Origin of the sequence: Pseudoalteromonas prydzensis (assembly GCF_001661495.1) — a bacterium.
GTDB classification, from domain to species: domain Bacteria; phylum Pseudomonadota; class Gammaproteobacteria; order Enterobacterales; family Alteromonadaceae; genus Pseudoalteromonas; species Pseudoalteromonas prydzensis.
On sequence record NZ_BDDT01000001.1, the window covers coordinates 32,925 to 56,077 of the forward strand.

At 41.0% G+C, this 23,153-nt stretch carries 19 protein-coding genes; 11 read left to right on the forward strand and 8 right to left on the reverse strand.

Features of this window, described 5'->3' with window-relative positions; genetic code table 11:
* The first annotated feature begins 162 nt into the window (after window positions 1-162).
* The gene (locus A7968_RS00130) at window positions 163-1,194 is read left to right on the forward strand and encodes a LacI family DNA-binding transcriptional regulator (RefSeq protein ID WP_064664559.1); all 1,032 of its coding nucleotides are present in this window, start codon (window positions 163-165) and stop codon (window positions 1,192-1,194) included.
* A gap of 30 nt (window positions 1,195-1,224) precedes the next feature.
* On the opposite strand, the gene gtfA is transcribed toward A7968_RS00130, so the two are convergent.
* The gene (gene gtfA, locus A7968_RS00135) at window positions 1,225-2,697 is read right to left on the reverse strand and encodes a sucrose phosphorylase (protein ID WP_084447941.1); all 1,473 of its coding nucleotides are present in this window, start codon (window positions 2,695-2,697) and stop codon (window positions 1,225-1,227) included.
* A 175-nt stretch (window positions 2,698-2,872) separates the two neighbouring features.
* Here gtfA and A7968_RS00140 point away from each other — a divergent pair, with 175 nt between their 5' ends.
* The 3 genes from A7968_RS00140 to A7968_RS00150 all read left to right on the forward strand — a co-directional run bounded on the left by A7968_RS00140 (window position 2,873) and on the right by A7968_RS00150 (window position 7,748).
* Window positions 2,873-4,102 (forward strand): MFS transporter, encoded by a 1,230-nt coding sequence (locus tag A7968_RS00140; RefSeq protein ID WP_064664560.1) that lies wholly within the window; start codon window positions 2,873-2,875, stop codon window positions 4,100-4,102.
* Window positions 4,103-4,268: 166 nt separating this feature from the next.
* Complete coding sequence (locus A7968_RS00145) at window positions 4,269-6,665, forward strand: TonB-dependent receptor (protein WP_064664561.1); 2,397 nt, start codon at window positions 4,269-4,271, stop codon at window positions 6,663-6,665.
* Window positions 6,666-6,788: 123 nt separating this feature from the next.
* On the forward strand, window positions 6,789-7,748 hold the full coding sequence (locus tag A7968_RS00150) for a carbohydrate kinase family protein (protein WP_064664562.1): 960 nt from the start codon (window positions 6,789-6,791) through the stop codon (window positions 7,746-7,748).
* Window positions 7,749-7,793: 45 nt separating this feature from the next.
* Here A7968_RS00150 and A7968_RS00155 read toward each other — a convergent pair whose 3' ends face one another.
* A complete protein-coding gene (locus tag A7968_RS00155) occupies window positions 7,794-9,266 on the reverse strand; it encodes a carbon starvation CstA family protein (protein ID WP_064664563.1) in 1,473 nt (490 codons plus the stop codon).
* A gap of 295 nt (window positions 9,267-9,561) precedes the next feature.
* Between A7968_RS00155 and A7968_RS00160 the strand changes: the two genes are divergently transcribed.
* Both A7968_RS00160 and A7968_RS00165 read left to right on the forward strand, forming a co-directional pair.
* Window positions 9,562-11,097, forward strand: coding sequence for a catalase (locus A7968_RS00160; RefSeq protein WP_064664564.1), 1,536 nt, complete (start codon window positions 9,562-9,564; stop codon window positions 11,095-11,097).
* 70 nt (window positions 11,098-11,167) lie between these two features.
* On the forward strand, window positions 11,168-11,641 hold the full coding sequence (locus tag A7968_RS00165; RefSeq protein ID WP_064664565.1) for an ankyrin repeat domain-containing protein: 474 nt from the start codon (window positions 11,168-11,170) through the stop codon (window positions 11,639-11,641).
* A gap of 48 nt (window positions 11,642-11,689) precedes the next feature.
* Here the strand turns inward: A7968_RS00165 and A7968_RS00170 are convergent, their stop codons facing one another.
* Complete coding sequence (locus A7968_RS00170) at window positions 11,690-14,191, reverse strand: S8 family serine peptidase (RefSeq protein WP_064664566.1); 2,502 nt, start codon at window positions 14,189-14,191, stop codon at window positions 11,690-11,692.
* Between the two features lie 599 nt (window positions 14,192-14,790).
* On the opposite strand from A7968_RS00170, the gene A7968_RS00175 reads away from it, so the two are divergent.
* From A7968_RS00175 to A7968_RS00195, 5 genes are all read left to right on the forward strand, one after another.
* A complete protein-coding gene (locus tag A7968_RS00175; RefSeq protein ID WP_064664567.1) occupies window positions 14,791-16,305 on the forward strand; it encodes a curlin in 1,515 nt (504 codons plus the stop codon).
* Window positions 16,306-16,373: 68 nt separating this feature from the next.
* Window positions 16,374-16,739: a curli production assembly/transport protein CsgE gene (locus A7968_RS00180; RefSeq protein ID WP_225736447.1), complete on the forward strand. Its 366-nt coding sequence runs from the start codon at window positions 16,374-16,376 to the stop codon at window positions 16,737-16,739.
* Window positions 16,729-17,169, forward strand: a complete 441-nt coding sequence (locus A7968_RS00185) for a curli assembly protein CsgF (RefSeq protein ID WP_064664569.1) — start codon at window positions 16,729-16,731, stop codon at window positions 17,167-17,169. Before A7968_RS00180 ends, A7968_RS00185 begins: the two co-directional genes overlap by 11 nt.
* The gene (locus A7968_RS00190; protein ID WP_064664570.1) at window positions 17,170-17,943 is read left to right on the forward strand and encodes a CsgG/HfaB family protein; all 774 of its coding nucleotides are present in this window, start codon (window positions 17,170-17,172) and stop codon (window positions 17,941-17,943) included. It begins immediately after the preceding gene.
* A 137-nt stretch (window positions 17,944-18,080) separates the two neighbouring features.
* Entirely contained in the window at window positions 18,081-18,458 is a 378-nt protein-coding gene (locus A7968_RS00195) for a DoxX-like family protein (protein ID WP_064664571.1), read from the forward strand.
* Between the two features lie 19 nt (window positions 18,459-18,477).
* On the opposite strand, the gene A7968_RS00200 is transcribed toward A7968_RS00195, so the two are convergent.
* From A7968_RS00200 to A7968_RS00220, 5 genes are all read right to left on the reverse strand, one after another.
* Complete coding sequence (locus A7968_RS00200; RefSeq protein WP_064664572.1) at window positions 18,478-18,849, reverse strand: hypothetical protein; 372 nt, start codon at window positions 18,847-18,849, stop codon at window positions 18,478-18,480.
* Between the two features lie 44 nt (window positions 18,850-18,893).
* Window positions 18,894-19,355 carry an HIT family protein gene (locus A7968_RS00205; protein WP_064664573.1) on the reverse strand — a complete coding sequence of 154 codons (462 nt, stop codon included), beginning with the start codon at window positions 19,353-19,355 and terminating at the stop codon, window positions 18,894-18,896.
* 139 nt (window positions 19,356-19,494) lie between these two features.
* The gene (locus A7968_RS00210) at window positions 19,495-20,187 is read right to left on the reverse strand and encodes a response regulator transcription factor (RefSeq protein WP_064665333.1); all 693 of its coding nucleotides are present in this window, start codon (window positions 20,185-20,187) and stop codon (window positions 19,495-19,497) included.
* Window positions 20,188-20,384: 197 nt separating this feature from the next.
* Window positions 20,385-21,884, reverse strand: a complete 1,500-nt coding sequence (locus tag A7968_RS00215; protein ID WP_064664574.1) for a trehalase family glycosidase — start codon at window positions 21,882-21,884, stop codon at window positions 20,385-20,387.
* Window positions 21,881-23,131: an MFS transporter gene (locus A7968_RS00220; RefSeq protein ID WP_064664575.1), complete on the reverse strand. Its 1,251-nt coding sequence runs from the start codon at window positions 23,129-23,131 to the stop codon at window positions 21,881-21,883. Before A7968_RS00220 ends, A7968_RS00215 begins: the two co-directional genes overlap by 4 nt.
* Window positions 23,132-23,153: the final 22 nt, after the last annotated feature.

Below are 23,153 nucleotides of genomic sequence, written 5' to 3' on the forward strand. Positions count from 1 at the left end.
TTTGTACTAATTTTTACACTGAGAAAAGCAACCCTTTTGCATTAAGAGCAACAATAATAAGTAAGCTCTATACAATTTTAGCTTAATGTAATTAACGCTTTGATTTAAATTAAAATATGGTAGTTTATCGACTATATCAAATTGACTATTTTTGAGGCTGGTATGAGTAAAAAAAATCATTGGACATTAAAAAGCATCGCAAAAGAACTTGGCGTTTCTAATGCGACTGTTTCCAATGCTTTTAATCGCCCCGACCAACTATCAAAAAGCCGACGCGAATCTATTTTAGCTGCGTGTAAGGAGCTAGGTTATTTTGGGCCGAATAAAGCTGCTCAATCACTGCGCCGCGGTAAGTTTAATATTGTCGCACTAGTGCTGCCCGACAGTATTGAGTATATGGTGTCAGATCCTGTTGCGAGCAGTTTTATGCGTGGTGTGGCTTCTGTTCTTGAAAAAGACGGTACCAATCTTTTGTTGTTTTCAGGCAACAGCGACAACCTAAATAATGTCGTTGATTTTGTTGATGGCTTTATTTGTTATGGTCGTCCACGTAATCAATCATTGGTAGAGCAGCTAAAAACGGTGCCTAAACATGTGGTAACTGTTGATTTTGATATAGACAGAAATGCCTCTGTTAATATCAATAACGAGCAAGCAAGCTACGAAGTGGCAAAACATGCCCTTCACAATAAAGACGATCAGGTCGCTATATTAGGACTGCGGTTACTGGATCAAAATGTGCTGTGTCGCGTCTATGAACATCATGAATGTGAGGCAGGCCAATCGATAGCTCATCAACGTTTACGTGGTTATCAAAAAGCGCTTACAGAACTTGATATCCCCATTGCCGATGACCGTATTTGGAATATTCCAGAAAGTAGTGAACGCTTTGCTAGCATCGCCGCTAAAGAAGCACTGTGTAGCTTGCCGCGCCCTTCTGTTTTGCTCTGCATGAGTGATCTCATAGCACTAGCCGCAATGCGCGAAGCAATTAAAATGGGCTTAAAAATACCTGAGGAAATTAGGATTGTCGGGTTTGATGGGATTGATGAAGCACAGCGATTCGTACCTAAGCTAACCACTATCCATCAAAACAGCGAAGAAAAAGGTGCACTGGCTGCCAATTTATTTATTACTAAAGAAGAGCGAAAAGCACTCATTAACTACGAGTTACAACTCGGCCAAAGTGGCTAATAGAGTTAGCTAAGAAGTGCTTAGAAAAAACTAATTTAATAAATCGCTTATTGATGTGAGTATTTGTTCATTATCATTATGCTCAATGATAAGCGCTTCGCGACGTGCAAAGTTCACTTTTAGTTCAATCCCTTGCTTGGCTTGTTGCCATTTTAAGCTACAGCAATTTTCGCTGCCTGTAACACTAAACTCGCCGTTAAACGCACTGTGCGTATTACGCATCGCGATTAGTTTTAGCAATCCTTGGACAACCGATTTAGTCAGTGACTGGGCAATAATATCTGCATCTAAATATGGGCGGTTAATATCACGCCCAACATTAGATTTTGCCAATAACGCCATGTCGTTTTCACAGGCGAAAAGGCCGCCGTAATAAACTTGCGGCACACCTGGGGCAAAAAATTGAATCGCGCGCGCAACTAAATAATCTAAGTCATTTGCGCCTAACGCATTGTAATAGGTGCAATTTACTTGGTATAAATCAACATTACTGGCGGCAGCCCCAGTTGCTTGGCGGCTTTGGTTATTGCTATTTGCATGAATGGTTTCAACTAGATTATCAATTTGCGCTGCATTTAATAATCCTGGCTTATCACCCATTGGCCCCGCATCAATAATGCCAATACCATCGTGGGTATCCAGTACCGTTAGGCAATTACGTGGCGAAATATTTAACCACTTTACCAGTGCATCACTATTATTGGTAAATAAGCTGTGCAAAATCAAGGGCGGTAATGCGAAGTCATAAACCATATTGACCCGCTTTGCGACGTCAACTTGAGTTTGATAATGGCTGTGGATCTCAGCGATGGTTTCCATTCCAAGCTGATTCGCTTGTGCAGACAGTTTATCTAAATAATCAAAGGTCTGATCCAACATAAAGCAGTTAGTACCCGCTTCTTTAATTGCATAACCGGCGGCATCTAAACGAATTATATTAACGTTATTTTCGGAGAACTTCGCCAGTACGTTATCTAGATATTCAATACCCGCAGCAGATTTAACATTAATATCTATTTGGTTATCAGTGAACGTGGTCCAAAACTCATAAGTTTTACCATTACCACAAGTAATTGGTGTAAAACAGCTGCCAGGGCGTGGGCGATAAATAGCGGCTTGTTCAACATCACTCATACCATTTGGAAAAACATCCTCTTTGGTTAAAAACAAATCCCAATACGCTGACTCTTCGCCTTGTTGTAGTACATCCTTAAATTGAAAAGACTGTGCTGATACATGGTTTACAATTAAATCGGCCATCAAATCATAACTTTCACCTAATCCGTGAATATCTTGCCAAGTGCCAATTCGCTCATCAACGGCACTGTGATCAATAGGGTCAAACCCAGCATCGCTGCCATCAATTGGGTTATAAAAAGGCAATAAATGAACGCCACCAAACACCCCTTTAAGCGGGCCATCTAGTAAGTTACTCAAAGCACTGATGCCTTGCCCAGTAATTCGATCTGCGTATGTGATCAGTTGAACTTTATTTCTCATCATGTGTAAATACCAAGTTGAATCTTAATCGATTAAGATATATCTTTAACTAGGAAACCAATTATTACAAGAAGTTTTTACAAAACTGACACAAAAACGGGGTGGTTAAACTATCATTTAATAATTAATCTATTGAGTTAATTATAAAAATACTTAATCGCCTAACGAGGATATAAAGATGAACAAAACACACACACTCGTTAGCAATACGTCATTGCAACACATACGCTGGTTAACATATATGATGTTTTTTATGTTTGCTATGACCTCAGATGCGGTTGGCATGATCATTCCTGAGTTGATAAAAGAATTTAATTTAACCATGACCCAAGCCAGTGCATTTCATTATGCTCCCATGGCGTTAATCGCCCTAAGTGGCCTTTTCTTAGGCTTTTTAGCTGATAGCTTTGGTCGTAAACAAACCATAATGTTGGGGTTATTTATATTCTCCATCAGCTGTTTTTTGTTTGCTATTAGCAGCAGTTTTATCATTTTCGTGCTGCTCTTATGCTTAATAGGATTAGCAATAGGGCTATTTAAAACAGGTGCCCTAGCATTACTTGGTGATATTTCACACAGTAACAACGATCACACTAAAACGATGAACAAGGTGGAAGGTTTTTTTGGTATAGGCGCAATTGTAGGCCCGGCGTTAGTCAGCTTTTTATTAACCCAACAAGTGAGCTGGACGTATTTATACATTATAGCTGGAGTGATGTGCTTGATATTGGTCGTCCTTGCGTGGCGCGCTGAATACCCGCCAGTTGTTAAAACAACAGCAAAACCAACCTCATTCGCAACCACCATGAAAATGGTTAAAAACCCTTATGCATTGGGCTTTTCATTGGCTATAGCACTGTATGTTGCAACAGAAGTTGCCATTTACGTGTGGATGCCAACCTTACTCGCTGACTATACCGGGTCATGGACAACCTTGGCTACTTACGCGTTAACCATCTTCTTTATCCTACGTGCCGCGGGACGCTTTATCGCGGTTTGGTTACTCAATCGCTTTAGCTGGCAAAGTGTAATGGTGTGGCTAAGCTTAGGTATTGCTCTTTGTTATGTGGGTACACTTATTGGCGGCGTTAATGCTGCGGTAGTGTTACTGCCTTTATCAGGGCTATTTATGTCGATGGTCTACCCGACGTTGAATTCTAAAGGCATTTCCTGTTTTGCGGTGCAACAACATGGCGCTGTTGCTGGTGTCATTTTATTTTTTACCGCGCTTTCAGCAGCTTTAGCTCCTTTGTTTATGGGTATGATCAGTGATCTATTTGGTCATGTAAAATACGGCTTCATCCTCGCCACAGGCTTTGCGGTACTGCTATTTTTAGCCATGCTATATAACTACTGTAAAGATCCTTCTGCCGATGCACTGCAGCAAATTGGCTTACAGCACAGTTAGTCTTCCGTAAGTAGCAGCAAAAAAACGTCTTAAAAAACAATGTTAGCCAAAATAAACAACTTTAAACTGCAAAAAAAAGTTGCTTAATGTAAAAACTTTGTTATTTTTACTTAATCGATTAAGTAAAAATAACATCCCACTGGGTGAGTAATCAACGAGGCATAATATGACAACACACAACACAACACTTTATTTACTTAGTTCACTGGCTTTCGCTGTAAGCCAAGGGCTTTATGCTGAAGAAGCTGCGCAACCGACAGAAGCTAAAAAAGGCTTAGAAACGATTGTCGTAACAGGCGTACCTAAGCGTACGTCTATTATGGCTTCAAGTGTATCGGTAAGCAGTGTTTCACTGAGCGAAATCGAAGTAGCGACTCCTCGCTCTACAGCTGAAGCCTTTAGAATCATCCCGGGTGTTCGTTCTGAGTCAACGGGCGGTGAAGGTAATGCAAATATCGCAGTGCGTGGCTTACCTGTCGCATCTGGTGGTGCTAAATTTTTACAATTACAAGAAGATGGCCTTCCAGTAATGCAGTTTGGCGATATTGCTTTTGGTAATGCCGATATTTTCATGCGTCTAGACAGCTCAGTGCAAACTGTAGAATCTGTCCGCGGTGGCTCTGCTTCAACTGCTGCTAGTGATGCCCCTGGTGGTATTATTAATCTTATTTCAAAAACCGGGGAATCAGAGTCAGGCAGTGTCGCAACCACTATTGGCCTAGATTACGACTCTTTACGCACTGACTTTGAATACGGTACTTACTTAAACGACAGCGTTCGTTTTCACATTGGTGGCTTTATTCGTCAAGGTGAAGGTCCGCGTGAAGCCGGCTACACTGCAAATAAAGGCGGTCAAATCAAAGCGAATATCACTAAAGAATTTGATTCAGGTTATGTTCGCCTGTACTACAAACATTTAGATGACAAAAGCATTGGCTACCTCCCTATGCCAATGTATTCAGATGGTAGCTCTATCAAAGGCTTTGACTCTCAGTCAGATACAACACATTCAGCACAGTTTTTATCTACAACTCGTTTAGATGGCAATAACCAAATCAGCCGTGGCGATATGCGCAACGGCATGAATCCAAAAGTTGATTCTATTGGTTTTGAAGCTGTATTTGATTTAGATAATAATTGGAGCATTGAAAACCGCTTTAGAAAATCATCAGTCAGCGGTAACTTTATTTCATTAATTCCAGCAGAAGTTGGCAGTGCTAATGATATTGCAGCAAGCATTGCGGGCTCTGGGGCAACACTTAGCTATGCAACAGGAGGTTCAAAAGGACAAGTATTTAGCGACGACCTTGCGATGCGTATTCATACGTTTGATGTAACCATGAATGACTTTAGCTCAATCGTAAACGACTTTAAATTAACTAAAGAACTTGGTGAAGAAACTAGCCTAACATTTGGTTATTATGCGTCAAGCCAGTCAATTAGCATGTCATGGCTTTGGAATTCTTATTTAATGGAATTAAAAGGCGATAACGCAGCATTACTTGATGTGTTTGCACAAAATGGTGATAGTTTCTCAGACAATGGTTTATACGCTTATGGCACACCTTATTGGGGCAACTGTTGTCAACGTAATTACGACACTGACTACGAAACCCGCGCACCTTACGTTGCTTTTTCAACTAAGTTTGGCGATGTGAGCATTGATGCAAGTGCCCGCTATGACAGTGGTGAAGCGCGCGGTAATTATGCGGGTGCAGTTACATCAACCGTTGATATGAACCGCGATGGTACAATTTCAATCCCTGAACAAAATGTTGCCGCAATTGATATTAGTAACCCAAGCATCGTTAATTATGATTGGAATTACACCTCTTACTCTATTGGTGCGAATTACCAAATTGATCCCAGCTTAGCAGCGTTTGCCCGTATAAGCCAAGGTGGCCGTGCCAATGCTGATCGCTTGTTATTTGGTAAAGTAGCTGCCGATGGTTCTGTTGCTGATGAGGATGCTGTCGATGAAGTCAACCAGTACGAATTTGGGGTTAAAAAGCGCTTTGACTCATTGTCAGTGTTCGCCACCGCCTTTTACGCTGAAACTGAAGAGCAAAACTTCGAAGCCACTTCACAACGCTTCTTTGACCGTGAATATGAAGCGAAAGGGATTGAGCTTGAATCAACCTACTTCATTGATTCATGGGATTTTCGCGGCAACCTAACCTGGACGGATGCTGAGATCGCAAAAGATGCACTAACGCCAGACGTTGTTGGTAATACACCACGTCGCCAAGCTGATTTTATTTACTCACTAATGGCCCGTTATAACTTTGAGCAAGGCGCCGCGGGTTTAAGTTTTATTGGCACCACCGATGCGTATGCACAAGACAATAACGATCTTAAGTTTGATGGCTATACTCAAGTAAATGGCTTTGTAAGTTACGACTTATCTGAAAACCTAAACCTTGCTTTTAACGTCAACAACTTATTCGATACTGTTGGCATTACAGAAGCTGAAGAAGGCAGTGTGCCAGCTAATAATATTATTCGTGCCCGTGCCATCAATGGCCGTACTACGTCACTAACACTTAAGTATCTCTTTAATTAAGGGGTCGCTTTTTAAGCGCTGAATAATGCATTTTCAGCGCTTATTCTCTTAACTGCCATTGACGTTTACTGATTCTTCCACGACTTTTGACCTAGCCATGCTAGGTTTTTTAGGATTTACAACATGACCAAATTACTTAGCCTTGGCGAGCTGCTTATTGATATGCTGCCACAAGATCCTCAAAACAGTGCTTATTTACCCATTGCCGGTGGCGCTCCCGCTAATGTAGCGGTAGGCTATGCCAAATTAGGTGGTAAAGCAGCTTTTTGTGGCGGTGTGGGCGATGACTATTTTGCTAAACAATTACGCAATGCGCTGGCACAATACAATGTAAGCACTGAGTACTTATTTACAATTAAAGGCTCCCAAACGGCAATGGTTATTGTTAGCCTAGATGAAAGCGGTGAGCGCAGTTTTAACTTTTATCGCCATAATACCGCCGACTTACTGCTAAGCGTTGAGCATTTAGTAAATATCCAGTGGGATGAACTCAGCACCTTGCACTTTTGTTCAAATACACTGACCGACAAAACCATCGCAAGTACCACCTTACACGCACTTAAGCTTGCTAAAAGTAACAATAAGCTAGTCAGTTTTGATGTTAATTTGCGTTATAGCTTGTGGCAAGATACAACCCAAATTGCAGCGGTTGTGGCACGTTGTTACGAGTGTTGTGACATCATCAAACTCTCTAAAGATGAACTGAATTTTTTAGCTCTGCAAACTAATCAGCAACCAAACGACTATCTCACACAGCTATTAGCTTTAGGCGTTAAACTCATTTTTGTAACTGATGGCGCAAACCCGGCTCAAGCACTGAGTAAGCATTTTAATATAGTTCAGCAAGCCCCTGAAATAAAAGCTGTAGATACCACCAGCGCTGGTGATGCTTTTATTGCTGGGGTGCTGTATTACTTTAATCATTTCAACACCAATAAAGCTTTACACGAACAAATTCTAAATGAAGAAATGGTGGCGCAAGCTATGGACTTTGGCTTGCGTTGCGGTGCACAGGCTTGCTTAAAAAAAGGAGCCTTCCCAGCCCTTCCCTATTTACATGATGTAATAATACCAATCGGCTGAAATAAAAAAGCGAGCCTACGCTCGCTTTTTAAAACCATAATGTGTTTAAGCTATCTTTTTACGATTCGGTGCATGCTTTGAATGCACAATAGCTAAGATGATAAGCCCTATAACAGCAACCGCTAAGCCAATCGGCTTACCTAAATCGGCTGATAAATTAAAACCAATTGCCGCGGTCATGATGTAAGAAAGCGTCACAGAGGTGGCAATAACAGCAGGAATACTGGCTATCCAATGGAATGTGCCGCGATCAAATAAGTACTTAGTAGCCAGCCACAATACACTGGTCGATAACAACATATTTGAAAATGCAAAATAGCGCCAAATTACTGAGAAATCGAGCTTAGTCATAAAGTAGGCAATGGTCAAAATTGGCACCGCTAGCAATAAGCGATTACGTAAACTTTGCGGAATGTTGAAAGCATCAACCACCGTTAAGCGCAGAGAGCGAAACGCGGTATCACCCGATGTAATAGGGAAAACAGCAACTGCAATAATGGCCATAATACCGCCAAATACACCTAAGTAACTATTCGCAATGTGGTTTACAACTAGACCTGGCCCACCTAAATCTAACATGGCTTTTAAGCCAGCATAGCCTTCTGGAAATGCTGCAATACCCGCCAGCGCCCATACACAGCCAACAATACCTTCACACATCATGGCGCCATAATAAACTGGGCGTACATATTTTTCATTAGTTAAACAACGGGCAATAATCGGTGCTTGTGTTGAATGGAAACCACTAATTGCACCACAAGTAATAGTGATAAATAACAACGGCCAAGTTGGTAAGCCATCTGGATTTGGTTCTAAAAAGTCATGGGCATGATCGGCTTCAAAGTAAGCTAAAAAATCACCCGCGACAGGTAAATGCGGCGCATTCATTAATAATGAAGCAGCAACAGCAACAGTCATTACAATCATTAATAAACCAAAAATCGGGTAAAATTTGGTGATGATTTTATCGATAGGCAGTAAAGTGGCTAAAAAGTAATAACCTAATATTACCAATACCCAAAAGGTGTTATTGGCTAAAAACGTGTCTTTAAATAGGTCTAAATTACTTAATAGGCCTGCTGGGCTCATTATAAAAACCACACCAACAAAAAACAGTAACATGGCGGTAAAAACTAGCATAAAGCCTTTAAATATCACGTTGTAATATTTACCTGCAATTTCAGGTAAGCTTTTGCCATCTTCTTTTATACTCATTACCCCTGAGTAAAAATCATGTACAGCGCCGCCTAATACATTACCCAGTACAATCCAAACCAAGGCAACAGGGCCATATAAAGCACCAAGTATAGGCCCAAAAATTGGCCCTACACCGGCAATATTTAAAAATTGGATTAAAAAAGCTCTAACTGGGTGAATAGGAACGTAATCTACACCTTCGCTAAAACGCTTTTGTGGTGTATCAACAGTAGAGTCCATCCCCGCTTGTTTTTCTACAAATGGACTGTAGAACTTGTAGCCTAATATTAGAATAGTCAAGCAGATAAAAAAGATGATCATAAGCACGTTTCTCTTTTTGTATTTGTGTTATAGAGCGCGTTGTCGGCCGCTCCGAATGTCAAACTATGGATATTCGCTGAACGTTAGCAAAGCAGCCAATAACAAGCAATTAGACCTTGTGGTAATGGTAATATGACTTTCAATCTTAAAAAGCGCAATAACAAACACAATCAATCCAAAATACAAATCACACCAATCTAAACAATCAATTTTACCGAACAACAATCCTTACATACACTGAGCTCAGTTAAAACGCTTGCGCGGCGCAAGCTCATAAAATACATGAGGTCGACATATGAATACTCAAAACAATACAAACAAAAAATCATTTCTTACACTAAGTGCGCTTACATTAGCGATGGCACTACCAGCAACTGCAGCAACGATGCTCACAAAAGACAATGGCGCGGCTGTAGGCGATAACCAAAATTCAATTACCGCAGGTGAGCGCGGTAGTGTGTTACTTGAAGATGTGCAGTTAATTCAAAAGCTACAACGCTTTGCTCGTGAGCGTATTCCTGAGCGTGTTGTACATGCTCGCGGTACTGGCGCACACGGCGTATTTGTTGCTAGTAAAGAATTAAATGATTTAACTATTGCAGCTCCATTTAGTGAAGCAGGCAAAGAAACTGACGTGTTCGTGCGCTTCTCATCTGTTATTCACTCTAAAGGCAGCCCTGAGACACTGCGTGATCCACGTGGTTTCGCCACTAAGTTTTACACCGATGAAGGCAACTGGGATCTTGTAGGTAATAACCTACCGGTATTCTTTATTCGCGATGCGATTAAATTCCCAGACATGGTGCACTCTTTAAAGCCTTCTCCTGTAGATAACATTCAAGATCCGAACCGCTTTTTTGATTTTTTCTCCTATGAACCGGGTTCTACGCACATGTTAACCTGGGTTTATAGTGATTACGGCACACCTGCAAGCCTGCGTAAAATGGATGGCTGGGGCGTGCACGCCTATAAAATGATTAATAAATCAGGCGATGTTAAATACGTTAAGTTTCATTGGGTAAATCAACAAGGTATCGACAATTTAGACAGCAAAGAAGTGGCTAAAGTACAAAGCCAAGACTTCCAACACTTAACACGCGATCTATACGCTGAAATTGGTAAAGGCAACTACCCGAAATGGGATCTATATATTAAAACCCTTGATCCATCACAACTTGATGACTTTGACTACAACCCATTAGATGCGACAAAAATGTGGTTAGATGTGAAAGAAACTAAAGTAGGTACTATGACATTAAATCGTATGCCAACTAACTTTTTCCAATCAACAGAACAAGTTGCAATGGCACCTGCTAATATTATCCCTGGTATTGAGCCATCTGAAGACCGCTTATTACAAGGGCGTGTGTTTTCATACGCTGATACCCAAATGTATCGCTTAGGTGCAAACCATCAACAACTGCCTATTAACCGCGCAAAAGTTGATGTGGTTAATTACAACCAAGACGGTGCAATGAATTATGGTAACACCACCAGCAACGTAAACTATCAACCGAGTCACGAAAACGTGACTGAAAACCCAATCGCCCGTAGAAGCCAAACAGAGCTTAAAGGTTATGTACAGCAAGCCGCGATTAAAAAACCGCAAAACTTTGCCCAAGCTGGTGTGCTATACCGTGGCTTTAGCAAGCAAGAGCGTACTAACCTCATCAATAACCTTGCTGGTGATTTAGGTAAAGTACAAAACAGCGATGTTAAACACAAAATGCTCAGCCATTTCTACAAAGCAGATAGCGAATACGGCACACGTTTAACTAAGGCCGTAAATGGCGACCTGAAAATAGTTAAACAACTGGCCGCAAAGCTTTAATTATTAAAGTAATATAACTCCCAACCTTGATGAGGAAGGACGCCCTTCCTCTTTTTTAAAGGATACACTGATGCGTAAACTATTTATTATTCTTGTCACTGTTTTAAGCTTCAACTCGGTTGCTGTAGAGCCAGCGCGCACCGACTCACAATCACAATATGAAAACCTACTTGCCTATTATTTTGCCGCAGCGCGCACTGACGATAAAGAAGTGATCGAGCAATTCGTATCTGCCGGTATCCCAATCGACAGCTATAACAATAAAGGATATACAGCATTAATGATTGCCACTTATCACGGTAATACTAAGACAGTAAATTCATTATTAAACTTGGGCGCTAATGCATGTCTCGAAGACAACCGCGGTAACACGGCACTCATGGCAGCCATTTTTAGAGGTGAGTTTAGTATTGCCAAAACCTTAGTAAGCCTTGATTGCGATAACGAGCATACCAACAAAGCAGGGCAAACAGCTGAGCAATTTGCACAAACTTTTGGTCAACAAAAGGTACTTGATTTACTCGCACAGGTTAAACAACCATAAAAAAGCTCGGCATGTGCCGAGCTTGCTCTAGGAATATAATTAACTAAATTAGTTAAACGACACAGTCACAATGTTCGAACATACATTTTCTGTGACACATAGTTGGTAGTCATATGCAGGTAACGTGGCATTACGAGCAAAGTCACGGTAACGACCATTATCTGCGGTTGTACCAACCAACTCGCCATTTCTATATACACTTAGTGTTTGCTCGCCAACTTGTGGCCAACTTAACTCTACGCGCATAGTATTAAGGCGTGTTTTGTTGGCACGTACTAAGCTCAGTTCAATCTCAACGTCACTCACAACCACTGTTTGCATTGATGTATCAGTATTGCCTTCGCTATCAGTGACCGTCAGGATTACTTCATAATTGCCTGCTTGGGCATAGGTATGGGCTGGGCTTGCATCTGTTGACGTAGCACCATCACCAAAGTCCCAGCTCCACTGCGTGATATCGTTATTTGCATCACGGCTAGTGTCTGTAAAGCTTACTGCAAGGCCTTGTGTGTCAAACTCAAAACCGGCCTCTGGTGGTTGCGGGCTAACTTCGCCAATGGCACTAAAAGTTAATGACCAATTATTTAAAGTACCGGTGTCTGCTGCATAGGTATCTTCAACATATAATGTCCAATCACCCGTTGCCACTTCACCATTAAAATCAGCCAGCGCATAACTTTGTACTAAATCATCAGCACTACCGCCCGATTGGCTATGCAGAGTTGACGTGGTGCCTGTTGGTGAGGTTAACGTAACAATCAGATCGCCAATATAGCTATGTGAAATATTAATGTCTGCTTGGGTCGCAAAAACAGTCAGCGGATCATTGACTGTGATCACTGAACTGATACCTGCTGTATCGTTATCTGGAATATCAACTGGGGCTTCATTGCTGTAAGTAAAATCATTTAAGCCCACCGGATCAACCAATAAGCGTACTGATTTTTGCTTAGCAAGCTCACCTGAACTGCCATTTACAGTAAAGTTATAGCTTCCCCATTGGGTTGCCTCTAACGTAGGCACCGTTAATGTTACGGTATCGCCCGGAATCGCAGTGGTTGCTGATAAACTCGCCTGCGCCAAATCACTCACTAATTCGAGATCGACCACGCCATCCCACTCGGCTATCGAGCCAATTTCAAAGGTATAGGTTGCAGTATCACCGGCAGTGATCTGCTGAGTAGTTGGTGTTACAGATAATTTAAAGCTTGGTGTTGGATCGGCTTCTTCAAGCGCTCTATTTGCATTAAGGCGTTTACCTGATACTGTTTTACCTTGTAACTGGGCGTTGTCATCACCACTGCTCATTAACAACTGTTTAAGCTCACTTGTTGATAGCTCAGGATTAAGTGACAATACCAGTGCAGCAACACCAGCAACATGTGGCGTGGCCATTGATGTACCAGAGTAAGTTGCATAACTATTACCCGGTACGGTTGAATAAATAGCGCTGCCTGGTGCGCCAAGATCAACACTGGTTAAACCCCACTGCGAAAAGTCAGACATATTATCGTTACGATCAGTACTGGCCACTGACAACACGCTTTCATGCTCGTAATTTGATGGATAATGTGGATTTTGGTCGTTATCAACGGCGTCATTACCTGCCGCTGCAACAAATAAAATGTCCGCTTGTTCACTGGCTGTGATCGCATCTGCAAGTGCTTGGCTAAAACCACCACCGCCCCAGCTATTATTCAGTACGCGCACATTAACACCTGCATTTTTCAGGCTCACCATATAATCAATACACTTAATTGCATCGGATGTAGAACCTGATCCTGACGCATCTAAGAATTTACAGCCAACAATCGCCGCTTCATGGTTAACACCCACGATACCGTTATTATTATTGCCTGTGGCGCCAATAGTTCCTGATACATGGGTACCATGACCTTGATCATCCATTGGATCGCCGACATTAGTGATGGCATTAATACCATGCACATCATCTATATAACCATTGCCGTCATTATCGATGCCATCGCCCGCTATTTCATTCGGGTTTATCCACATATTAGCCATTAAGTCGCTATGGCTGTGATCAACACCGGTATCAATAACCCCAATAACAACATCTTTACCACCTGTGGTGATTGACCAAGCTTCTAGTGCATCAATATCCGCATCTGCGGTGCCACTAGATTGGCCTTCATTATGTAATCCCCACAGCTTTGAAAAATCAGGATCGTTAGGCGTACTGGCAATACTGACTCGATAATCAGGCTCAACGTACTCTATCGCAGCGTGGGTTTGCAGTAATTTAATCGCCTGCTTAGTGCTCATTCCTGCAACTTCAAATTTAGCTAAGCGGCCCGATAGAATCGACGCATAGTTGTCATCAACCCCATCTTTATTTAAATCACTCACTTTTGCTTTTACTAAACTACGAGCTTGACTGCGCATAGCCTGCGAAGTGCCTTTTTTATACATTACAAGCAACGAATTTTCAGCAGCACGAACTGTAGGCTCTGCGGTCATAGTCGTCACTTGCGCTGCAGCTAAACATGGCAAAACTGCCAAACTTAAAATAGATAATTTAGTTTTCATATTCTGTATCCATAGTTAGAAATATCAACTTGTCGCATAAATGCAACTAAGATTTGCTAACTTCACTACTTTTGAAATATCACATGGCAAGCCTTATAAATGAACAGAAAAGCCATAACACACAAGAAAAATTCGCATGATCACTAAAAAATCAGTCATTAACACTATTTTTACAGGTTCAGTTGTTAACAACACATTCATTTTTATGAGTTAAAGTAGTAAATACTGCGTTTACTTGATCCCATCATTTATTACCACTTTTTATCTAAAATCGGTAAGCACACTCAATAAAAACCATAACCAACTGAAAATAAAGCAAATTAAAAACCCCAAAAAAAGATGATTTAAGTCTTTTTCAATTCACCATACAGTGATCATTCGTTGATAACGGTTACCAACGAGTGCAAGCAGTTGACTGTTATCACAGTGCTACTGTTATCAACATCACTCTTCACTCTCTTTTGCAAGAGTGGGCTTTTTTGCTCTTGATATCACAAAACTTAATCAGCAAGGCATGCTGAAATACAACAATGCAGCTTATTTTGATGCTTAATAGCACTGAAATAGCCGCTTTAATAATTATAAGTTAAGGAAAAATCATGAAGTTAAAGAAATCATTATTAACATGTGCAGTCGCAGTTGCATTAAGTTCAAGCTTTGTTGCACAGGCAAATATTGATGATAAAAATCAATCAAGCTCGGTATTAGCAAGCCAAGTATCTAGTACTGCGGTGGGTAATGTACTCACCATTGAACAAACCTCATTACAAGGTATCGGTAACGATGTAATGGTCACGCAACAAGGTGATGGCCTTGAAGCAAACGTGACAAGTTTAGGCGATAACAACAGCATTAGCGTTGATCAAAAACAACTTCAAAACTTGTCGTTAACCTACACCACTGGTGATAACAACACCTTAAGCCACACTCAAGATGGTGAGGTTAATGGCGCATTATCTGATATTACGGGCAATGATAACACCGTCACAGTCGCGCAATACGGTACTGGCTTTTTTGGTATTAATAACGAAGCGATTAACGTAGTTCAAGGTGACAACAACGATATTACAGTAACCCAACAAGATGGCGGCCATTGGTTCTATAACTTTGATTTGCAAGGCAGTGGTAACCAAATTAGCGCATCACAAGCGGGCCTTTTAAATGAAGCGACGCTGTCGCTCATCAGCGGTGACGAAAACACCATTGAAGTGACTCAAAACGGCTTGTTTAACGCATTTACCCTCAATGAACTCGTTGGTAATGCCAATGAAGTTGTGATCGATCAAGATGGTAATTTCAATGCTGTTACCGCTTTATCTATGCGTGGCGATGATAGCAGCTTAGAGATTGAGCAAGCGGGTGACTCAAATACAGCTTCATTCGCGGCTGTTGAAGGTAACGATAACGACCTAGCAATCGATCAAGAAGGTAACAACAATACCTTTACTTCAGAGTTATTTGCCGGGAATGACAACCAGGTTTCTATTGATCAACAACAAGATAATAATCAAGTTGGTGTTGATGTACTCGGTGATAACAACGAACTAACGGTAATGCAAAACGGTGCAATGAACGAAACTTACCTAGGCGCGATCGGTGCTGACAATGAGTTTTCAAGCACACAAATTGGTAGCGAAAACAGCGCCCATATCGCTAACTTTAATGGTGATGGCAATGATGTTGATTTAACTCAAGCTGGTGATATGAACACCGCATTGATCCAATCGTCATACCCTGACACATCGCTTACATCAAACGATAATGATATTAATATCAATCAACTGGGTAGCACTAATGAGGCTGTTATTACCTTTGCGAGCGTAATTGATAGTAATAATAACACGGTCGATTTTGTACAAAGTGGCGACCTAAATGCTATAGATTTAGTCATGGAAGGTAGCAACCACTCAATTGATATTGCCCAACAAGGCGATATGAATATGGTTGCCGGGATTGACGGCGGTGCATTTGTTGTTGGTGGTGACAATATCAACTTTGAAGTATCTCAAGTAGGTAACGGTAACTTGGTCGAAGGCTATATTACCAATTCTAATAGCTCTGTGATCATCACCCAAGTAGGTGATTACAACACAGCTACTGTGACCCAAGAATAGGGATATTGGGGGGCATGCCCCCCATATTTAAACAAATGTTAGTGAAACCCTTTATTACTGCCCTAAGCATGTTGTTTTTAACCACATTCACTGCCTTATCTCAAGGTGCTGAGGAGTTAGAAATAGATGGCCTAGTGCTTGATCGCAGCATTAGCCGTTTTGGTCACCAATTTTATTTTGAATTTTCAAATTTTTGGCGCGACCTACCTTCAACTGCTGGTTTTAATATCGAAATAAAAGAAACTGTACTTCCTCGAGCGGGTACACAACTGACCTTAGTGATGAATAATCAAATTGTATATATCACCTATTTAGGCCGTCGTTTAGAGCCAATAGATGAACGTGTGGAACACGCTTTATACAGTGTAATGGATGCAATGGCGCGCTCTAATTTGCATCAAGCGTCGCCTGATATGGCAAAAAATGGATGGTAAAATGACCCCCTACTCAATAAAAAATATAACAACAATACTAGTCCTGTTATTCCCTTTATCAATCTCTGCCACAGAACTTGTGTATACGCCTATTAACCCGAGTTTTGGTGGTAGCCCGCTCAATGCCAGTATGTTGCTCAACAAAGCACAAGCACAGAACAAACATAAAGCGCCAATCATTGAGCAAAGCTACGCGGAGAAATTTCAAGACTCACTAGAGCGAACTTACCTAAATCGTATGGTAAGAGAGATCACCGATATTGCCTTTGGTGAAGATATCGACGAAAGTATTTTTAACCAAGACTCAATTTTTTTAAGCGGCGATTATGAAATTCAAGTGATCACCAGTACCGTAGATTCAATAACTGTGCGAATCACCAACACCACCGACAACAGTGTTGTGGTGATTGAAGTGCCGAGGTTTAGTTAAATGAAATCGCTATTCATTGCAGTACTCAGCCTTACTTTATCCGCATGCAGTAGCATGGGTAATTTGATCCCACCATCACAACAACAAGCAACCAGTTTGGAGCCAACGCAAACCTTCCAAGCGTTACAAAAATTGCCAACCCCTGCGGGCAGTATTGCGGTTTCAGTGTATTCATTTCGCGATCAAACTGGGCAATATAAACCACAAGGTAATGTCAGCTCTTTTTCAACTGCGGTCACCCAAGGTGCTAACTCAATTTTGATGCAAGCGCTGCACGAATCAGATTGGTTTATACCCGTTGAACGTGAAGGCTTGCAAAATATCCTGACTGAGAGAAAAATTATTCGCGCCGCGCAAGCAGATCAACCCAATGCGATAGAACTACCACCCTTAACCACCGCCAAAATAATTTTAGAAGGCGGTATTATTAGCTACGACACTAATGTAAAAACCGGTGGTTTTGGTATGGAGTATTTTGGTATCGGCGCATCAGAACTGTACCGAGAAGATGCCATATCAATTTACTTACGCGCGGTGGATGTACGAACTGGGCAAGTATTGCTCTCAGTTGCCACCAGTAAAAAAGTACTCAGCCAAGAAATGCGCGCAGGATTTTTCCGTTATGTCAGTTACAAACGCCTAGCAGAAGCCGAAGCCGGTTTTAGTGATAACGAACCTATGAGTATTTGCGTCACCCAAGCAATTGAAAAAGCCCTCAGTGATTTAGTTATCAAAGGCATAGATAAAGGCATATGGGCCACCAAGCGTAGTTGATCCCCCAACGACAGCCTTAGCAATAACCTGAGCTCTCTAATTCCCCCCTTAATCAGGGAGTTCAGATTAAAGATTAAATCTGTTGCTAAGGCTGTATACTCTTGGCTCACATCAACTGCCTTTACAAAGGAAAGTATATGCCATCAGTCCAAATTGCCCGATATATCATTAGTTTTAGCTGGTTATATCACGGCATATTTCCAAAGTTAGTTCATATTGCCCCACATGAAAAACTGATGACGGCAAGCCTTGGTTTTTCAGAATCAATGTCTTACCTAATCACTAAATCGGCGGGTGTGGGTGAGGTTATCTTTGCCATACTTATTTTTATAAATTACCAATCAAAAGTAATCATTGTTTTAAATATCATGGCATTGATTGGCTTATTACTCTTTGTTGTGGCGCTACAACCGCAGCTTTTAATTGAAGCATTTAATCCAGTAACAACAAACTTGCCAATTATTGGCCTAAGCTTAGTGCTATTAAATAACCTAAAGGCTCAGCCCAATAACTAACTTGGGGAAATCCCCCCTGCTAGTAGTTATTGCCAACGGCAATGCATAATCCTGCAATACAGAAAAAGAATAACCACGACAAGTGCTTACCTCGAGTAAACGCCAGCGACATAATGCCACTTAAAATAAACACCACAGCAATAATATGTAGAATATCAATGCTGTAATTGCCGCTTGGGTGCAATATACAGCAGATGATCGCCGCAAAGCCCCACCACGCAATGGTGGTTAAGTGCCAAGCAAATCGCAACACCCGCTTTGTAAACCAATCACTGCCTAATAATTTTGGTAAATTGTCGCGTTTAAATAAGCGGATCAAAATATACTTCTCACCCAAGTATGAGTGAACAATTCCGCAAAATAGCAATAAAAGTGCTGCAGCTTCTAACATAGTGACCCTTATGTCCGTTTCAAAATAACCTAACCGTTAAAGCGTTACGCATGCGCTCGAAGTAACTGAGCTATCGCGGCAAGCTCACTGTCATCTGCTCTTTCACAATCGTGGGATGATAAATACCCTTGGTACTTTTCTATAAATGGCCCGAATGTCGGCTCTATATGGTGAAAATCAGATCCACACCCGGTACCATGCATTGGCGATAGTTTGCTATGCAGATGATCAATTTCGTACCCTTCTAAAAACATCCCAGTTCGCCCCACACCATCCAGTGCAGAGTCTAAAATAAGGGCCACTTTTTTAGTCGCTACTATCAGTTTTTCAAGTACTTGAGCAGATTGCGCAAAGGCATAGCTTGAAAGGTGCTGTTTAGGAATAACCACCGTCGCCCCTTTGGTATTTGGGTAGATAGTTAAAAAAGCCAAATGTTCATCGTCTTCCCACACTTTATGGCAAGGTTCTTTACCCGAAACAATATCGCAGAAAATACATTGCGTCATAATTCATCCTTGAGCTTTCTAGATTTTTATAGCTACTCAATCATTAAAATAGCTATAACCCGTTAAGTTAAAAACAGTATATTAAACAGCAAATATACCGATTTCAACTACATTCATATTTTTGCTTTACGTTATTCAGTTAATTTTGTAATGGCAACCTAATCGCCATATAGCGCTGTGCCCAATTAGATAATTCGATGCGATTGCGTGAATTAGTTTTTTTAAACGCGCTATAAAGATGGGTTTTTACTGTGTGGTCACTAATATTCAAACGCTCGGCGATACTATGATTATTCGCCCCTTGTGCGAGTAAATAGATCACTGATTTTTCACGTTTAGTTAGATTTGATAATGCTTCAGGTTCACTATCTGCATCGTGATTAGATTGCGGCTCAAAACGACTTACCATGGCCAGCACTTCATTAAATGTCGCTGATATTATCTTGCGACTAAACCAAAGCTCATCATTAATTATTCGCATCAATCCTGTGAATATGTCCTCTGGCAGGTCATTATTATAAAAAACACCTTTAAAATTATTAAGTAACAGGTTTTTTTCACAAATAGCATCTGACTGCGCATTAAACACAATAACCGGTTTCACTTTAGCCAATGCCAATAAATCTGCTGGAATTAAGTTTTGCCAATTACAGCCATTGCTATCAATTAAAAAAAGGTCAAACTCATTGCGATTGTTACAGTGAGGTAGACTATCGTCCATCTTCACTTTGCTAAAAAAAGCATCTAGAATTTTAATTAAGTAGGGATAGCACTGAGAGCGCACAGGCATTTTTAAAACAGTTTTAATAAATACAGAAGTTGGTTGAATCATTGCATCTCGTCCTTGAAACATTTTATTTACAATACCTAAATCAACTACAACATTCAACCTGTTTTTTTATTCAAATCCATTGATTTATAAAGAAATAAAAATAGCTAAACGTCTAGACACCTAACTATTAAGAATTCCTTGCAATAACCCTTTTCCATTAATCCAGAAATAAAACACAATACTTTGTTATTAATAAGTTATTTAACTAAATTATAAAATCGTGACGTAATACCATTAGTCCAACCAAAACCTTGCTGTACTTTATATTCACCACCACCAGCTTGGTTTGCTAACTCGCAAACATTGTACTTTTCTAACAGGCAGCCATCGACCTTAAAGCGTATTTCAATCATTTTTAGCCAATGAGAGATAATAATATTGGCATCAGCAGCAAAGCCATATTGCCTTAAGCCCTGCACCGCAAACCACTGTAATGGTGCCCAACCATTGGGACTGTCCCACTGTTGCGATGTTTCGTTTAGAGTAGTCACTAAACCACCTGGTTTTAAAAAATTTTGCATCACTTTAGTGCTTACTTGCAGAGCTTGTTGCTCGTTTGCACAATTAACAAATAATGGCACCACCCCCGCAAGCGATAAGACGTTTGATTGCGCGCCTTGCTTATAGTTATAGTCAACAAAAAAAGCCTGCTGATCGCTAAATAAATAATGATTAATGGCAGCTTTGCGCCGCGTGGCTTGAAGCTCAAAGTATGCCTGTTTATTCGTGGCGTTTACTATTTGGCAGTAAACACTCAGTTGTTTTTCAAGGTGATAAAGTAAGCTGTTTAAATCGACAGGGATAATATCGGTGGTTTGAATACTCGTTAGTTCACTGCTGTCTGCTAACCAACGACTACTAAAATCCCAGCCTGATTCGCAAGCAGCACGAATATTACGATAGTAACTAGCTCGATGCTGCTCAGGCAATAAAGCAGCATCGTGTAAATCTTCACGTAGCGATTCCGGCCTTGGGGTTGCTTCGTCATCCCAATAGCGATTTAGCAAAGCGCCACACGGCATTTTAACCACACGGCGATGGGCAGGTATTTGCGCTGAAAGCAGCTCACCACCTTGCATCCAAAATTCATACTCGTGCTGCAACGCTGCTATACAATCAGTTAGCCAATTTAAGTCATGCTCATCGCGGTATTTAGCCTGCCAAAGTAAATCCACCATCAGCGCTAAAATAGGTGGCTGCGATCGCGAGCTGTAGTAACTACGGTTACCATTTGGAATACAGCCATTACGGTGTTGCAAATCAATAAAGTTGGCAAGCATAGCGTCAATACTGTCAATATCACCAATATCTTGTAAACCGAGCGCAGTGAAATAACTATCCCAGTAATATATTTCTTGGAAACGCCCACCTGGTACTATGTAGTCGTGCTTAAGCGGCATTAAAGAGCTACTTTTGGCTATATCAGCATTACGCTTTAAGTATGGCCATAAACTGGCGATATAACTTTGTGCATCGCTAGTGTTTAACTGCGTTGTCGGTAGTTCAGTAGACTCTAAAGTAAAGTGCTGTGCTACAAATTCTGCTAGTTGCTGCTTAGTTAATGGCTTGACTTGTAAGTAAAGCTGCGATGCTGTTTGCCAGCTATCGTTAGCAATTGCATCTGCAAACGTCTTACTATCACTAAATATAGCCGCCAGTTGCACATCTAAAAATAATTGGCTAGTAACAAAACTCATATCGTTCCTTTTTCTGGCGTTGCGCCTAAATTCACTGTCATTTTTTTAAATAAAGTCACGCTTATCAATAATAAGCAGATCGGTATTAGGGTGAGATAAAATGCATGCTGACCGCTAAACTTATCAAATATGAAACCGGTGATAACCGAACCTGTAGTCCCACCAAGTGCGGAAAAAACCACAATTAATCCGGTCATTGGCGCATGTTGATATTTAGCAAGTGAGCTGAGCATTACAGAATTAAGTAATGGATAGAGCGGCGCCATAAAAAAGCCAATCAGCGGTAACATATACGCTGCAAAGGGCACCTCAAAAACACTGGTTATTTGGCTGCCATCAACATCATGGGTTAGTGGCAAAATTAACAACACCAGCGCCGCCATTGCCATTAAGCAAGTTAACAACAAGCTATACCAGCCCACAACGCGAAGTAACTGCCCTGCCACTAAACGTCCAAACGCTAAAGCAGCGGCAAATAAACTTGCCAATTGGATGCTGACATCAACCGGTAATTTCAGCACTTGATTATTAAAGGTAGGCAACCAAGTACCGACCCCTTGCTCTATCAGCACATATAAAAATGCACTGATAATAAAAATGATCACTAATGGCTTATAAGCAAGCCTGAGCATGTCGATAAAAGCACGCCATTGACTACTTTGTAGTGTTATTGCTTGCGGCGCTTTTATTGGTGCTAATAGCACACTGACAAAAGCAACACCAACTAACACCGCTAATAAGTAATAGACGTTCAACCACGAGGTACTTTGTGCGTTAGTTGGGTCAATAAACCCTGAAAACACCCAATAACCCAATAGCACCCCAAGCATAAATATACCTTCAATGGTGTTAAGCAGTGCTGAGTGCTTATTTGCGCTATCAGTTACTTGACCTATGACCGAATAAACCGAGATTTTCATAATCGCAAAGCTACAACCAATCACCGCAAACAGCAGCTTAAATACATAAAACTGCGCAATTGATGGCACTATCAAGCACATCAGCATTACCGCCCCCAGTGCGACTAACATCGCTAACTTATACCCTACGCGCGGAATAAAAGAGGCGACAACAAATGACACTATGGCGATGGTTAAGTCTTTATAGCCTTCTAAAACAGAGGCTTGAGTTTTAGATATATCAAAACTATTGATGGCTTGTAAGATGACAGTGCCAACACTATTGAGCAAAATAGCAAATACGAAATAGCTACATGCCAACGCTATGGTTATTCTTATTGGGTTCATGCACGTTAACCTGATGTTGATT